The 13730-nt window shown below is 40.7% G+C and carries 12 protein-coding genes, 6 tRNA genes and 1 rRNA gene; 1 reads left to right on the top strand and 18 read right to left on the bottom strand.

The annotated features are described in order from the left end of the window. Positions 1 to 6: 6 nt before the first annotated feature. The 4 genes from QOW94_RS00095 to QOW94_RS00080 form a co-directional block, all read right to left on the bottom strand. Positions 7 to 441 (bottom strand): hypothetical protein, encoded by a 435-nt coding sequence (locus tag QOW94_RS00095; protein ID WP_283678005.1) that lies wholly within the window; start codon positions 439 to 441, stop codon positions 7 to 9. An 18-nt stretch (positions 442 to 459) separates the two neighbouring features. After that, positions 460 to 3123 carry a calcium-translocating P-type ATPase, PMCA-type gene (locus QOW94_RS00090; RefSeq protein ID WP_283678004.1) on the bottom strand — a complete coding sequence of 888 codons (2664 nt, stop codon included), beginning with the start codon at positions 3121 to 3123 and terminating at the stop codon, positions 460 to 462. A 192-nt stretch (positions 3124 to 3315) separates the two neighbouring features. Next, positions 3316 to 4143 (bottom strand): NAD(+) synthase, encoded by an 828-nt coding sequence (nadE, locus tag QOW94_RS00085; RefSeq protein ID WP_283678003.1) that lies wholly within the window; start codon positions 4141 to 4143, stop codon positions 3316 to 3318. Then, positions 4143 to 5615, bottom strand: coding sequence for a nicotinate phosphoribosyltransferase (locus QOW94_RS00080; RefSeq protein ID WP_283678002.1), 1473 nt, complete (start codon positions 5613 to 5615; stop codon positions 4143 to 4145). The genes nadE and QOW94_RS00080 overlap by 1 nt, the downstream gene beginning before the upstream one ends. Before the next feature lie 109 nt (positions 5616 to 5724). Between QOW94_RS00080 and QOW94_RS00075 the strand changes: the two genes are divergently transcribed. Next, positions 5725 to 6447 (top strand): WecB/TagA/CpsF family glycosyltransferase, encoded by a 723-nt coding sequence (locus QOW94_RS00075; RefSeq protein ID WP_502867221.1) that lies wholly within the window; start codon positions 5725 to 5727, stop codon positions 6445 to 6447. Positions 6448 to 6484: 37 nt separating this feature from the next. Here QOW94_RS00075 and QOW94_RS00070 read toward each other — a convergent pair whose 3' ends face one another. From QOW94_RS00070 to rrf, 14 genes are all read right to left on the bottom strand, one after another. Beyond that, complete coding sequence (locus tag QOW94_RS00070) at positions 6485 to 7189, bottom strand: GntR family transcriptional regulator (RefSeq protein WP_283678001.1); 705 nt, start codon at positions 7187 to 7189, stop codon at positions 6485 to 6487. 18 nt (positions 7190 to 7207) lie between these two features. Then, on the bottom strand, positions 7208 to 8332 hold the full coding sequence (nagA, locus tag QOW94_RS00065; protein ID WP_283678000.1) for an N-acetylglucosamine-6-phosphate deacetylase: 1125 nt from the start codon (positions 8330 to 8332) through the stop codon (positions 7208 to 7210). A 22-nt stretch (positions 8333 to 8354) separates the two neighbouring features. Beyond that, positions 8355 to 9149, bottom strand: a complete 795-nt coding sequence (gene proC / locus QOW94_RS00060) for a pyrroline-5-carboxylate reductase (RefSeq protein WP_283677999.1) — start codon at positions 9147 to 9149, stop codon at positions 8355 to 8357. Between the two features lie 116 nt (positions 9150 to 9265). Continuing rightward, positions 9266 to 9337, bottom strand: a tRNA-Gln gene (locus QOW94_RS00055). Positions 9338 to 9346: 9 nt separating this feature from the next. Further along, positions 9347 to 9429: transfer RNA gene (locus QOW94_RS00050), tRNA-Tyr, on the bottom strand. Positions 9430 to 9665: 236 nt separating this feature from the next. Beyond that, positions 9666 to 9737: transfer RNA gene (locus QOW94_RS00045), tRNA-Gln, on the bottom strand. Positions 9738 to 9747: 10 nt separating this feature from the next. Next, positions 9748 to 9830: transfer RNA gene (locus QOW94_RS00040), tRNA-Tyr, on the bottom strand. 89 nt (positions 9831 to 9919) lie between these two features. Continuing rightward, on the bottom strand, positions 9920 to 10741 hold the full coding sequence (locus QOW94_RS00035; RefSeq protein WP_283677998.1) for a metallophosphoesterase: 822 nt from the start codon (positions 10739 to 10741) through the stop codon (positions 9920 to 9922). Positions 10742 to 10790: 49 nt separating this feature from the next. Then, complete coding sequence (locus tag QOW94_RS00030; protein ID WP_283677997.1) at positions 10791 to 12281, bottom strand: peptide MFS transporter; 1491 nt, start codon at positions 12279 to 12281, stop codon at positions 10791 to 10793. Between the two features lie 219 nt (positions 12282 to 12500). After that, positions 12501 to 12800, bottom strand: coding sequence for a PTS sugar transporter subunit IIA (locus QOW94_RS00025; protein ID WP_283677996.1), 300 nt, complete (start codon positions 12798 to 12800; stop codon positions 12501 to 12503). Continuing rightward, positions 12800 to 13120 (bottom strand): PTS sugar transporter subunit IIB, encoded by a 321-nt coding sequence (locus QOW94_RS00020; RefSeq protein ID WP_283677994.1) that lies wholly within the window; start codon positions 13118 to 13120, stop codon positions 12800 to 12802. Before QOW94_RS00020 ends, QOW94_RS00025 begins: the two co-directional genes overlap by 1 nt. Before the next feature lie 262 nt (positions 13121 to 13382). Then, positions 13383 to 13455, bottom strand: a tRNA-Thr gene (locus QOW94_RS00015). A gap of 48 nt (positions 13456 to 13503) precedes the next feature. Beyond that, positions 13504 to 13576 (bottom strand) — tRNA-Asn (locus QOW94_RS00010). Between the two features lie 6 nt (positions 13577 to 13582). Next, positions 13583 to 13699: ribosomal RNA gene (gene rrf / locus QOW94_RS00005) — 5S ribosomal RNA — on the bottom strand. Positions 13700 to 13730: the final 31 nt, after the last annotated feature.

Raw genomic sequence — 13730 nt, 5'->3', positions numbered from 1 at the left:
ATGGTTTTACATTAAATTAGTCATTACTCGGTTAGCTGCCTTTGAGAAACGGTCGATACTAGCCTCTTGATCCTTTTCAGATTGATTGAATGCATCAGCATCAACTGTTGATTCTTCCGGTTTGATACTATCAGTCATCGCCTGACATGCATTAGCATAGTCAGTGTAAGCAGACACCATCGTTTTGTGACGGCCCAAAATTCTAACGGGAACTGATACCTGTTGGAGTTGGTTAACTCTATCCTTGTACTTATCGGTGCCAGACTGAAAATGATCTCGGATACGAGTCAACTCTTCGGTGCTAATATCAGAAACGTTATCAGCATCGACAGCCTTTCTCAGTGTTTCAAAATCATCATTCAAATCCTCGCCATTTGTCCCCGTGAAGTCAATAACATCTGAGATTACTTGAGCATAGTGTTGAGTATCTCTTGGTTTCATACATAGTTCTCCTGTTCTTTATTCTTGATGAAGCACTTTACGTTGGAATAACTTAACAACTTCAGAAATTACAACGATCATAACCCCACCAAATAATACTACCACCCATTGTGATAAATCCAAATGGGTTACGTGGAACATTTGGTTAAATCCTGGCACAACAATCGTGACAATCAACAGAATTGTTGATGCAAGCATTGCCCAGTTGAAGAATTTGTTTTTGAACAAACCAACTGAGAATATTGATTGATGAATCGTTTTTGAGTTAAACGCGTGGAATAACTGAATTAGTCCCAACGTTGCGTATGCCATCGTTAAAGCATCCGCATGGATCAATGCATCCCCTGAATGAACCGGGTTTGCAATTGCGTATGCGTAAACACAGAGGGTGATAAATCCTTCAAAGAATCCTTGATAGAGGATGTTAGTCATAATTCCCCCGGAAAGGAAGTTTGATGACCGCCCTCTTGGTTGCCGTTTCATAATTCCTGGCTCAGCAGGTTCAACACCCAAGGCAATTGCGGGGAATGTATCGGTAACTAAGTTGATCCACAGAATCTGAACTGGAGCCAAAATTTGCCAACCCATCAGAGTCATAACAAACAATGTCAACACTTCACCTAAGTTAGCTGACAACAGGTACTGAAGGGCTTTTTGAATATTTGAGAACACCTTTCGACCTGCCTTAACAGCAGTAACAATCGTGGCAAAATTATCGTCAGCAAGGACCATATCAGAAGCTTCCTTAGAGACCTCTGTTCCTGTGATTCCCATCCCGACACCAATATCAGCAGTCTTTAGAGCTGGGGCATCGTTAACCCCATCACCTGTCATGGCAACCACTTTCCCCTGTTTTTGCCAAGCCTTAACAATTCGAACCTTATGTTCGGGCGAAACTCGAGCGTAGACTGAAATATCTTTGACCCGATTATCAAATTCTGCATCAGATAATTCTTCTAGCTGTGACCCGCTTAAGACTGCCTTATCAGAACTAGCTGGATCAATAATCCCCAACCGTTCTGAAATTGCCCGAGCAGTGTCTTGGTGGTCTCCAGTAATCATGATTGATTTAATTCCCGCCGTCTTGGCTTCAGCAACCGCTTGTTCAACTTCTGGCCGCTCTGGATCAATCATTCCAATCAACCCGATGAAGATTAAATCTTGCTCATCAGCTTCAGTTGTCGGTTCACTAGGAACACTATCAACGTCTTTGTAAGCAAAACCAAGTACCCGTAATGCTTGAGTTGCAAGATCATGGTTAACTGTTCTAATCTTTTCGAAATCTGTTTCGGTAATGTCTCTAACTGTACCGTTATCAAGAATCTTAGTGACTCTCATTAACAGTTGGTCGGGAGCACCCTTAACATTCATCACAATTTGACCATTGTCGAACTTGTTGTAAGTTGACATTAACTTTCGGTCAGAATCAAATGGAATTTCACCAACTCGTTCGTGACTATCGATGAACTCACGAACTGCTTGTTTTTTATTTAAGTAAAACTGGATCAATGCGGTTTCAGTTGGATCTCCAACCAATTCAGATTGTTGGAATTTAGTATCATTACTCAATGCCATAACCTGAGCAATCTTGTCATCCATGGTCAAGTCAGTGTCCTGAGAGTCCGTTAATTGTTCATTCAGGAAGACTTTTTCAACCGTCATCTTGTTTTGAGTCAAAGTACCAGTTTTATCAGAACAAATAATATCCGTACTTCCCAGCGTTTCTACTGCTGGCAGTTTTCTGATCAAGGCATTGTGACGTGCCATTTGCTGAGTTCCTAAGGCAAGAGTAACCGTAACGATTGCTGGTAGTCCTTCAGGAATTGCCGCAACCGCCAACGAAATTGCAGTAAGCAGCATGTTCAGCAAGCTTTCACTTCCCCGAAGCATACCGACTACAAACGTGATTACAGCAATAATTAAAATCAAGTAAGTCAGCATCTTACCAAGAGATTGCAGGTTATCTTGAAGTGGGGTTGATTGCTCCTCAGTTGTATTCAACATATGGGCAATCTTACCAACTTCGGTATCCATCCCCGTATGAACAGCAACTCCAACGGCCCTTCCAGTCGTTACATTACTGTTCATAAAAGCCAAGTTATCGCGATCACCGAGTGGCAGGTCATCTGCTTCAATTACAGCCACTGACTTATCAACCGGCACGGATTCGCCAGTCAAAGCAGCTTCTTCAATCTTTAACGAGTTTGCCTCAATCAATCTCAAGTCTGCGGGAACGACATCCCCAGCCTCAAGCATTACGATATCGCCAGGCACGATCTCTTCACTTTTTACAGTTCTAGATTCTCCATCCCGCTGAACAGTAGCCATCGGTGCGGACATTTCCTTCAATGAATCAATTGCGTTTTCCGCCTTTGACTCTTGAAATACCCCAAAAATTGCATTTAAAATGACCACCGCAAGAATAATAATCGCATCAACGTGCTCGCCCGCAATCCCAGCAATAACTGCCGCAACGATCAAAATAATGATCATTAGGTCCTTAAACTGGGCAATGAATTTTTGAAGCATTGTAGTCCGTTTTGTTGCTTGAAGTTTATTTTCGCCAAACTCCTCACGTCTAGCCTTAACCTCTTCACTTGTCAATCCATTTTGAGTAGAACTTACCTTACTCAAAACCTCATCGACCGACATTTGATAAATCGTTTGTTTCTTTTCCGCCATTATCTTCCTCCTACATAAAAAGAGACCTATGAATCTCTTTTTGATCCATAAGTCTCACCATTTAAGACATCCCGGAAATATAATATTTCACGTTGACGAGATTGTCACAATCAAAGATTGTCGGTTACTCCCTTGTTTAATCACTATTATAGCGATTAAATAAAAAGTTGTCATTTTTTAATTACTAAAACTTTACTTCCAGAACTCATCATAAACATTAATCGGCGTATGGCGCTTATGCTCCGTTTTATCGTACCACTCCTCAATCTTGCTTGATGCCGATTCAGAAACATCTTTACCTTCAAGGTAATCGTCAATATCTTTATACGAAACTCCCAGGGCAATTTCGTCAGGTAGAGCCGGTCTGTCGTCCTCTAAATCAGCGGTTGGAGTCTTTTCATAAAGATTTTTAGGAGCACCTAAAAATTCTAGTAAAGCTCTTCCTTGCCGTTTATCTAATCGCCAAAGTGGGGTAATATCGGCTGCCCCATCTCCAAACTTCGTGTAAAATCCAGTAACTGCCTCAGCAGCATGATCCGTGCCGACAACAGCCCCTTGACTAGCTGACGCAATGGCGTACTGAGCAATCATCCGTTGACGAGCCTTGATATTCCCCTTATTAAAATCAGTAACCGTCAGATTGTTTTCAGTAACTGATGCAACCGCTGCATCCACAGCTGGTTTGATATCAACTCTCGCAACCTGGTCAGCGTTCATAAAGTCAATTGCCTCAAGAGCATCTGATTCATCAGCCTGGGTTCCATACGGAAGTCTGACTGCGATAAAACGGTAACTTTCATCCCCCGTCTCATCACGAAGCTCAGAAATCGCCATCTCTGCCAACTTTCCGGCTAGCGTCGAATCCTGACCACCAGAGATGCCGAGCACCAAACTCTTTAGAAAATCATACTTCATCAAGTAGTCTTTAAGAAAATCAACGCTTCTACGAATTTCTTGTTCAACATCAATTTCCGGTTGTACTTTTAACGCACTAATAATTTCGCTTTGTTTTGGTGTCATTATTTATTCTCCGAGCTAAAATCAATACTTTTCACGTACTTATGAACCTTCTCAATAATTGCCTTCTTGTTATCCCAACACTTCTGTGAAAGATCGACTGGGTAAAACTGAGGATTAAGTTCCCGCTTATATTCTGGCCAAAGTGAGTCTAGCGATGCATCAGCATACTTCTTGATTTCCTTCATGGTTGGTTGCTTATACACCAACTCACCATCCTTGAAGATATCTTTAAGCAATGGTTTGGCATCAAAGTCCTCAACAGTCTTACTGATGTACGTGTGCTCTGGATGGAACATGTAGATGGATTTTTCTTGTCGAGGGTCTTCACTATCAAGAGTTACGTAATCTCCTTCTGACTTGCCATCCTTAGTATCAGTAATTCGCCATACTTGTTTTTTACCCGGGGTAGAAATTTTTTCTGCATTCCCGGATATCTTGATGGTATCTTCCATTTTGCCATCTTTATTCTCGATGCTGACCATCTTGTAGACAGCCCCTAAAGCAGGTTGATCAAATGCAGTAATAACCTTAGTTCCCACTCCCCAAACATCAATCTTGGCGTGTTGCATTTTCAAACTAGCAATTGTAGTTTCGTCGAGGTCATTTGAAGCAAATATCTTGGCATTTGGATAGCCAGCTTCATCAAGAAGTTCCCGAACTCGTTTTGATAGGTAAGCCATATCCCCTGAATCAATTCGAACTCCTTGGAAATTAATTTTATCACCAAGCTCATCTGCTACCTTAATTGCGCTCGGAACTCCACTTCTCAGGGTGTCGTATGTATCCACGAGGAAAACGCAATTGTGGTGAGTTTCAGCGTAGGCTTTAAATGCGTCATAATCATTACCAAACGATTCAACTAACGAGTGCGCATGAGTTCCACTAACCGGAATATCAAACTTCTTACCAGCGAGCACGTTAGAGGTCGAATCAAAGCCGCCAATAATTGCAGCCCTAGTGCCCCACACTGCAGCAGACACTTCTTGAGCTCGACGACTACCAAATTCCATCAGTGGGTCGTCTCCGACAGCTACTCTGATTCTTGAAGCCTTAGTGGCAATTAGGGTTTGATAGTTGATCATATTGAGCACAGCCGTTTCAACTAATTGACATTCGGCTAAAGTACCCTCAACTTGAAAAATAGGTTCGTTAGCAAACACCAAGTCCCCTTCAATCGCAGATCGGATATTCCCCTTAAACTTAAAGTTTCTCAAATATTCCAAAAACTCCTCTGGATAATCCGTTACGGTCCGGAGATAATCAATATCATCGTCAGTAAAGTTAAGATTCTTGATATATGAGATTACATGTTCCAAACCTGCAAATACTGCATAGCCATTACCAAAAGGTAGTTTTCTAAAGAAAACCTCAAAAACGGCCTTCCGGTCCTGCATATGCTTTTCAAAGTACGTCGCCATCATATTGATTTCATAAAAATCGGTATGTAGGGTCAAGTTTGCTTCATCAGTCATGATTATCGTCAGTTCCTCCTAAGGAAAATGATATATAATAACTATAATTCTAGCATTAAAGCCGTAATTGGCAGCATTTATTTACCAAATAATTTTGAAAGGATTGGTTATCATCTCAAAACACGACTTTGTAACCATTTTAAACGTTCCGTTCATAAAAACAACAATCTCCAGCATAATTCCCGAATTAACTGACAGAATCGAGGCAAATCAGCGAACATTTGTGGTTACAGCCAACCCAGAAATCGTGATGTATGCTAATGAACACGAAAAATTTCTACGAATCATTCAAAATGCGGATTACGTAGTGGCAGACGGCATCGGTATTGTTATAGGATCACGATTAATAAAAGATCCGCTACCCGAACGAGTTACCGGCTATGATATCTTTGAGCAACTACTTACTTGGGGCGCAGCTAATCACAAGAAAGCCTTCTTTCTTGGAGCCAAGCCAGAAGTAATCGCCAAACTAAATCAGGTTATCTCAACTAAATTTAGCGGTTTAGAAATCGCTGGTGCGTATGACGGTTACTTTAAGGATGAGGCCCCTATCGTTGAAGCAATCAAAGAATCTCAACCAGACATGGTCTTTGTTGCCACCGGCTCACCAAAACAAGAAGAATTTATCCAACGCAATCTCAACACTACCAATGGTTTGTTCATGGGGATTGGCGGTTCATTTGACGTTCTTACAGGCAGTGTCAAACGGGCACCTAAGTTTTGGCAAAATGCCCATCTTGAATGGCTATATCGAGTGATCAAAGAACCCGCAAGAATATCTAGATTAGCAGTCCTACCAAAATATTTGCTTAAAGTTCGCAAGCAAAAATAATAGTAAAAAAAGGAAATTGCCTCGGCAATTTCCTTTTCTATTCCTTTTCAAGATAAAACTCAAACCGTTCACCTACATACTGAGTACGCACGTATTCAAATGGGCGGCCATCCTGAAGATACGTAATCTGGCGAAGCCTAAGGATTGGGTCTCCCCGTTTAATATCCAAAAATTCAGAAATTCTCTCGGATGCCAACATGGCTGAAACAGTCTGTTGAGCCTTGCCCAAGCTAAGATCTTTTTTCTGCTCTAGGGTTCGGTAAAGAGAACTAGTTACTTCGGATTTGTTTAGCCCATCAATGATACTCTCTGGCACGGTTGCAACTTCAAAGCAAATTGGCACGTCATCCCCATAACGAATTCGTTCCATCCTTAAAACTAGTTCGTCTTGCTTGATTCCTAATTTTTCCATCTCTGAAAGTGAAGGTTCCATCGTATGATACGAAATCGTCTTGCTTGACGGTTTTTTGCCCTGAGCAATCATCAAGTCCGTAAAACCGGTAACTCCCGCCATCTTCTCCTGAACCTTTTGGTTGGCAACAAAGGTTCCCGAACCAACTCTACGTTCCAAAATTCCTTCGTCAACTAAAGTTTGAATCGCCTGCCGTAACGTCATCCGACTAACGCCAAATTGCAGTGATAACTCCCTTTCTGATGGAATTCTATCGCCAACCTTCCATTTATTGGCCTCAATATTTCGTTTGATATCATTATGAATTTGGATATAAATTGGTAAACCCATGTTACCAACTCCTTTGATTTAATTTGTTGCTTTCCCTAAAGAATACGTTTTGATAAGGTCTAAATCGTGATTAAGAAGGTTAAAATCTGCATCAAACCCCACAAGTAGTTTCCCCTTCTTAGTGAGGCCAAATTCTCTGGCCTGATTTGTTGAACTCATTTTAACGGCATCCTCAATCTCACACCCGGTCATCGAAATAATATTTTTGAATGCCGTTGTGAAATCAAGAACTGATCCAGCTAGTTTGCCATTTTCGAGTCTTGCCTGACCACCGCTAACTATAACCCGTTGGCCACCAAGTTCAGATATCGTTTGGTGCGAATGCCTAGCTCGCATCGAGTCAGTCACTAATTCAATATTAGAGCTCCCCAATGACTGGTAAGCGATTTTGATAGCTTCATTTGAAACGTGAAATCCATCAGTGATTATTTCAACCATTGGTTTTCTCAAAAGGGTATATCCCAATGGACCAACTTCTCGGTGGTGAAATTCACGCTGAGCATCATATAAGTGAGTAATCCGCTTAATATTGGCAGCTTCTAATTCTGCAAATTTTGCATCTGTATGGCCAGCTGACAATTTGATGCCTAAATCATCACAGGTTTTCGCAAACTCACTGTATCCGACTTTTTCAGGTGCAACTGTGACTAGCTTAATGTTATCATCAGCTAGCCTCTGCCAGCTTGTGATTATTTTTGAGTCAAAGTTACGAATACATTCTTCAGGTTGAGCCCCTCGGTGTTTACCATTGATAAACGGTCCTTCAAGGTGAATCCCAACCAGCTTATTAGTCATATTCATAGCAGTTTTGATTCCTTGAATAGCCGCTTCGATTTTGCCGTCGCTCTGAGTCATTGTCGTCGCAAACACACTAGTAACTCCATTAGCAGCAAACTCGTCTACCATCGAAACAATACTCTCTGGGTCGCCATCCATGAAATCAGTATCATAACCACCGTGGCAATGAACGTCAATAAAGCCAGGAACCAAAATTTGATGGTTTCCGTCAATCACATCTGAGTCATTAAAGTGACTCAAACTGCTCATTTGGCCAACTTCATTAATTGTTTGGTCGAAATTTACATAGCCATTCTCAATTTTATTTTCCCCAGTGTAAATGGTGACGTTTTTCAATAATGTCATGCCTCAAATCCCCCAGGTCAAATTAATTGCCCGTTGACTTCTTGATCGTTGCGTCAATTCCGTGAACAACTGCCGGTAAGAAGCCCTTTTCTTCCATAGCTAGAATTCCCGCAATCGTATCCCCACCTGGTGAACAAACTTCGTCAATGACCTCCGCTGGTGATTTTCCAGATTCAAGAAGCGAACTGGCTGATCCCAAAGTAGTTTGCGTAGCGATTTTTGTTGCTACTTCTTTGGTAAAACCGTATTTAACTCCGGCTCTGCTTAGAGCATCAATAAAGAAATCAACGTAAGCAACTGCACTACCGGAAATTGCACTAAAATTGGCGAATTGCGATTCTGGAAGTTCAATCGTCTGTCCGGTTGATTCAAAAATCGATAACGCCTGCTTTAAAGAATTCCCAGTTAAATTCTCATTAGCAATTACGGCGGTCATTCCCTGCCCGTAAGCTGAATTAACGTTGGGCAACGTTCTCAAGATTGGCTGATTATAACTAGTTAGCTCTTCAATTCGTGATAGTGACAAGCCCGAGACAATTGATACCACTGTAGTCTCTTTAGAAATAGATCCATCAATTTCTGTTATTACCTGTTTAACTACTCCAGGAACAACTGCCAAGACTAAAATATCACTATCGGCAGCCAACTGTTTGTTTGTCGCAACTGGTGTAAGTGATAATTCTGTCGCAAATGTCTCATAGTTTTCTTTATGAGCACTGTGAACCAAAATGTCAGCTGAAGGAACTAGGTTCGCCCTTACCATTCCGCGGATTATTGCTTTCGCCATTGCGCCAACACCAATAAAACCAACTTTCATATGCCTGTCCTCCGTTAAATAAATTGTCTATGCCAATTATACGCTAAAATGGCTTAATCTGGAAACCAGAAATTTTAGAATAAAAAAAGCAACTCCGTTTCCGGAGTTGCAGTTAGTTGGGCTAGCTGGGTTCGAACCAGCGCATCACGGGATCAAAACCCGTTGCCTTACCACTTGGCTATAGCCCAATAATAAAATGGAGGGGAGTGGATTCGAACCACCGAACCCGAAGGAGCGGATTTACAGTCCGCCGCGTTTAGCCAGACTTCGCTACCCCTCCGAAATACTCGCTCTGTTTGTTTCAATCAAAACAACAAATATAATAATACCGAATAATCCCATTTTCGTCAATAGACAATTAGCGAAAAAGTTTGATTTAATCAGCTTTATCTTGATCAAACCCATAATTTGACTCTAATAGCCAAACACAATCTAATAATCATGACAAAACTAGGAATAAAAAAAGCCGCTATATCAGGTCAGATAAACCTGATAAAACGACGAAAGGCGTAACGATTGGGCTAGCTGGGTTCGAACCAGCGCATCACGGGATCAAAACCCGTTGCCTTACCACTTGGCTATAGCCCAATAATAAAAATGGAGGGGAGTGGATTCGAACCACCGAACCCGAAGGAGCGGATTTACAGTCCGCCGCGTTTAGCCAGACTTCGCTACCCCTCCAAATACTGTAGACAGTCAGCACGCTGGCTCTCACTCAACCAGCGAATATAATAATACCGAAAATCAGAGTTTCCGTCAATAGAATTTAGTTAAAAAGTTTCAATCTTTTTCAACTGAAGCTTCCACTCGCTTAAAAAGTTATCGGTTTGCCATTCTTTATGTCTTTTTCTGTTATACCCCACTGCAGAATTATAGTACACAGTATCGTTAACCCTTCTCGGATTGAGGTGTTCGTGGATATGGCCAAAAACAACGGCTTTGACCTGATATTTATCAAGTATTTTTTCAAACTTTAAGCTGCCCATCACTGCATTTGCCATATTCCAAAATCGGAAGTCCTTAGAATAGCGAATAAACGCTTGATTTGGGACAAAATGAGTCATTAGGACTACTTGCCTTGAATCAGCTTTAGCGGCCTCCAGCTGGCTTTCTAACTGGGTTAAAACGATTCGTTCACGCTCAATGTCACTCATTGGCTGAGAAATCAACCGATCAATCCAATAGGTTTCTTTCCAGGTGTAAAACTGATGCTCACTTTTATCAACATTCACCGCAAACGAATAATCATACCACCCGTTTAAACCAATGATTCTGATATCACTATTTGGCACGTCAATATATCGATTATTTAGATATCCAGGCCATCGACCATTTTCCAGCTCATCGTAAGTGACCCCATTTACCATATCATGATTACCAGCTATAAATAGAACCTTGGTGTTGGTTAACTCAGACTGTAAATTTGCAACGTAGGTTAATGATTTTTGAAAATCGTTGAATAAATCACCAGCAATTAAGTAGTAATCAGCTCTAATTTCATTTAAATATTCTACCTGCGCCTTTATAACAGATGCGGGATCTATGTTATTCAGATCAAAATGATTATCACTTGATGCATATATATTAACCATTATTTTTCTCCATCAAAAAATGCTATCCCGTTTAGGATAGCATAATTTTTTATCTGACACCTTCCATTAATCGTTTAATTGGTTTAATCATTGTCATCAAAATAATTCCGGCAACAATTGCTACCAACCCAACAATCAAGAAGTAATTAATCTCATTTTCAGGCGTGTAGAACTTGACAATTTGTGAGTTTACAGCTTGACCAGCAGAATCAGCCAAGAACCACATACTCATCATCTGTGACTCGAACGCCTTAGGAGCAAGTTTTGTCGTTACTGACAAACCAATTGGTGAAATAAGAAGTTCAGCAATTTCGACGATAGCCCAGCTTCCAATTAGCCATAATGGACTAACTTTGGCTGATGTTCCAAATAACATGACTGGAATAACCATAAACAAGTAGGATAGTCCAGCAATCACCATTCCGATTGAAAACTTCGATGGTGAGCTTGGTTGCTTCTTACCCAGCTTAGTCCACATCCATGCAAAGAATGGTGTGTATAGCATGATAAAGAATGGATTAAGTGATTGATACCACGCCGGTTGAATATTTAAGAAACCAAGATTATTGTTGGTTTGATTACCAGCAAACAAGGCCAAAACAACTGAGCCTTGCTCCTCAATTGCCCAGAATACAGCTGCTGCAATAAACAATGGGATATAAGCAATAACTCGTGATCGTTCTTTTTTGGTAACCTTCTTACTAGAAATCATCATAATAAAGTAAACGATTGGAGTAATAATTGCAATGATACTCAATAATGTAACAAATGAATCAATGGTCAATGAGCCCATTACCTTCATCAAAAGTAAAATCAGTGCGAAGGCAACAACCCCAATTCCAACTCGAACCGAAAGCTTTTTAACATCTTCTGGTTCTAATGGATCAGTTGGGTACAAGCTTGGACTTGGAAGATGTTTCTTTCCGCCAAGGTAGTAGAACAATAGTCCGAAGAACATTCCGATAGCTGCTAGTGAAAAACCAGCATGGAAGTTGACGGCTCCTTGAACCCATCCTACTAATAGTGGTGATACGAATGATCCAAGGTTGATTCCGAACACGAAAATAGTGAATCCAGAATCACGTCTCATATCATCTTCAGTATATAAGCCACCAACCATTTCAGAAATGTTTGGCTTTAGCAAACCAGTACCAACGACAATCAAGGCAATTGAGACGAATAACGCAATTGCACCAAGTGGTAGTGAAAGGGCAATGTGCCCAAACATAATTAAAACACCACCGTAGAAAACAGTCTTCCGACTACCCCAGACCCGATCACTCATGAAGCCACCGACAACTGAAGATAAGTAGACTAACGAACCATAAATGGCCATGACAGAAGCGGCTGTGGATTGTGAGAATCCTAAACCACCCTTAGCCACGCTAAAGTACATGTAGTACAAAAGAATGGCACGCATACCGTAGTAACTGAACCGTTCCCACAACTCTGTGAAGAACAGTGTTTGCAATCCTCTAGGCTGGCCGAAGAATGAAGAATCGGACCGTCTTTCTCTATCAGATTGTTCTTGTTGTTGCATTTGATACCCTCCAAAATATAATCAGAATATGTACTTACTGATTAAGAATATTATCTTGATTAATTGCGTCTATAAGCAAAATCATAAAATCAATTATAATCTTTTTCTAAGATGAATTCAATCAATTTCAGCGTTCCCTTATAGTACGAACACCACATTTAATGATGCCACAATCAGTATAAAATGCAAAAAAGTTATCCCTTTTATTCAGGATAACTCTTACTTTGTTAGTTTAATTAAGTGTCTAGTCAAAAATTCGATTGTTTCTGTGTTAGCCAAGGTATCCTGTGCGTGGGTAAAGAGCACCGAATACTCAAGCGTTTCTACTTCAGCAATCACCTTATTCTGTTCCACATGAGCATTTACCAATAGAACATGAGCCTCTTCAAGAAGGCTGTTCACTTTCTTAGAATCACAATCGGTTTCAGCTAACGTTAACGCATCGGTCAGCTTTTTCTTGGCATTCCCAGAAAGAGTTAAAATTTTCATGGAAATATTGTTTAACATTTCTAGATTCATTAAATTGCTTCAGCGTGGCTAGGAATCATTTTATTAATGAACTTAACCAGTCTCTCTCCGTTCGCCCATCCATAAACGTCGTCTGGAATAACTTCTACTGCCTTTTTACTTCCAATCAGTCTGATTTCCTCGTCCTTAAAAGATGCTTGAGGAGCAAGAAGCACTAGATCTACATCGCTTGTTAAATATGTAGCACACTGGCTTAAATCCGTACTTTCAATTTCAATTTGAATATTCCCCGCTTCAATAAATCGTTCAGCGGATTTTGCTAAAAATTTACTTGAAATTCCACTTTCACATACCAATAATACTTTTTTCATATATGTCATCCCCTTTGATACTATACAGATTATCACACGGAACGACTTTATGCAAACCTATTTCTTTTTTTATTTTTCCGGAATCGCTATATAACAGCATTTACATCTACGGAACTTCATATACCAATTCAATTTATAAATATATACCAATTATTTTTAGTTAGCAGATTTCCGTATTGATACAATTATACCAATTTAGAAAAACCACTATACATAAAAAAAGAACCAACCAGATAATGGTTGGTTCTTAATGTTATAACTATGCCGGCTGCAGGACTTGAACCTGTGACCCTCGGTTTACGATACCGATGCTCTACCAGCTGAGCTAAGCCGGCATGATATAAACAAAAATGCTAACTCAATGGGTTAGCATTTTACATAAGCTCCGGCAGGCGGGCTCGAACCGTCGACAACCTGATTAACAGTCAGGTGCTCTACCAACTGAGCTATGCCGGAATAATCGCGTGGCAACGTCCTACCCTCGCAGGGGGCGATCCCCCAACTACTATCGGCGTGCAAAAGCTTAACTTCTGTGTTCGGCATGGGAACAGGTGTATCCTTTTGGCTATCGCCACCACACTATATTCATAAGAGAACTTCGTTCTCTCAA

Source organism: Lentilactobacillus sp. Marseille-Q4993, from assembly GCF_951230165.1.
Taxonomy (GTDB): domain Bacteria; phylum Bacillota; class Bacilli; order Lactobacillales; family Lactobacillaceae; genus Lentilactobacillus.
Note: the sequence above shows the minus strand (reverse complement) of the source record. Positions and strands in the feature narration are given on the sequence as shown.

Excerpts from the sequence above, each read along its gene's own strand:
- nadE (WP_283678003.1), bottom strand. The coding sequence starts at position 4,143 with ATGACACCAAAACAAAGCGAAATTATTAGTGCGTTAAAAGTACAACCG.
- nagA (WP_283678000.1), bottom strand. The coding sequence starts at position 8,332 with ATGACATTATTGAAAAACGTCACCATTTACACTGGGGAAAATAAAATT.
- QOW94_RS00020 (WP_283677994.1), bottom strand. The coding sequence starts at position 13,120 with ATGAAAAAAGTATTATTGGTATGTGAAAGTGGAATTTCAAGTAAATTT.
- QOW94_RS00080 (WP_283678002.1), bottom strand. The coding sequence starts at position 5,615 with ATGACTGATGAAGCAAACTTGACCCTACATACCGATTTTTATGAAATC.
- QOW94_RS00095 (WP_283678005.1), bottom strand. The coding sequence starts at position 441 with ATGAAACCAAGAGATACTCAACACTATGCTCAAGTAATCTCAGATGTT.
- QOW94_RS00090 (WP_283678004.1), bottom strand. The coding sequence starts at position 3,123 with ATGGCGGAAAAGAAACAAACGATTTATCAAATGTCGGTCGATGAGGTT.
- QOW94_RS00035 (WP_283677998.1), bottom strand. The coding sequence starts at position 10,741 with ATGGTTAATATATATGCATCAAGTGATAATCATTTTGATCTGAATAAC.
- QOW94_RS00025 (WP_283677996.1), bottom strand. The coding sequence starts at position 12,800 with ATGAATCTAGAAATGTTAAACAATATTTCCATGAAAATTTTAACTCTT.
- proC (WP_283677999.1), bottom strand. The coding sequence starts at position 9,149 with ATGAAAGTTGGTTTTATTGGTGTTGGCGCAATGGCGAAAGCAATAATC.
- QOW94_RS00070 (WP_283678001.1), bottom strand. The coding sequence starts at position 7,189 with ATGGGTTTACCAATTTATATCCAAATTCATAATGATATCAAACGAAAT.
- QOW94_RS00030 (WP_283677997.1), bottom strand. The coding sequence starts at position 12,281 with ATGCAACAACAAGAACAATCTGATAGAGAAAGACGGTCCGATTCTTCA.